Below are 1083 nucleotides of genomic sequence, written 5' to 3' on the forward strand. Positions count from 1 at the left end.
CCCGCACGACGGCCACCATCGCGTTTCACCGCGATACCTGGGGGTCGAATATCTATGCACAAACCAACTGGTGGGCGCCCATCTATCCCATCGCGGCAGGGCGTACCTTCGCCTTGTATCCAGACCTCTGGCAGCGGCCGCTGGGTAATTCGAGTGCAGATTTCGATATGCGCGCCATTTTGCAGCGATCCCATCGAGACGGCCGCAATGCGGTGGATGCCGACGAAGCCATTCCGCATCTGCTGGAAGCGATCGACCCGCAGGAGGGGATTGCCGTCGATATCGCTCCGGGGAGCCTGATCGCCTTTTCCGGGGCTCATGCCCATGCCGGCGTCGGCAATAGCAGCGGGCTGACACGCATCTCTTTCGAGACCCGATCAATACTGATCGCCGACCTGTTGGCGGGATTGGGAGCGCCCAATGTCGATGGTCACGCGCCGTGGAAGACTCTTGGACTGTTTCGCCGAATGAACGATGCGCAACGCCTGAACGAGATCCTTGGTTGCGGCTTTATCGAGCCCTATGTGCGGCCAGCAGAGCGCTGACGCTGGCGCCGGTGTCTGTCTAGTCCTGAAATAGGTTTACACCTGTTTCAGGACTAGACAAAAACTGATCCCGGCTTGGTCACTTTGTGGGCGATGCGTTTCAACGCAGGGGCTGGCGAAGCTTGCGGTCTTATGGTCCTAACCATGAGCAATCGGCAATGTTTTCAAACCAGTGGGGGTTTGAATGTGCGCCACCAAATAGGGCTTTGAATGTGCTCCCAACCCATGAAGACGAACCGGCCCGGAAAAGTTGATTGCGCTGAGCAACGCCTGGACTTTCTCAGGCTCAGGATCAAACACATCCAGCGCCACCAGCGAACACCCCTGATCCCGCATCGCGCTGGCGGGATGTTGCGCTTGTTCCCATTGAATCAATGTCGGCGCTGATCCATTCAGCGGCAGGTGCCCATCGGCAGGAATGGTGATCTGCCAGGACAACGTGCCTCGGGTCATGGGTTCGGGTTCCCCGATAATGGCGCGGCAGGCTTCGCTCATTGCGTGGATGTCGTCGGTGCGTGCGACCCAGGTCGCCAGGCAT

At 58.9% G+C, this 1083-nt stretch carries 1 protein-coding gene and 1 pseudogene; one reads left to right on the top strand and one right to left on the bottom strand.

Going from position 1 to position 1083, the window contains the following annotated elements; translation table 11 throughout:
• Positions 1-545, top strand: a pseudogene (locus AC1DH9_RS29655) (hypothetical protein); the annotation flags it as partial.
• Positions 546-683: 138 nt separating this feature from the next.
• Here AC1DH9_RS29655 and AC1DH9_RS29660 read toward each other — a convergent pair.
• Positions 684-1083: VOC family protein (locus AC1DH9_RS29660; protein WP_477809395.1), on the bottom strand; the 400-nt coding region annotated here is incomplete at its 5' end.

The sequence above is a fragment of the Pseudomonas sp. 05T35 genome (assembly GCF_056396605.1).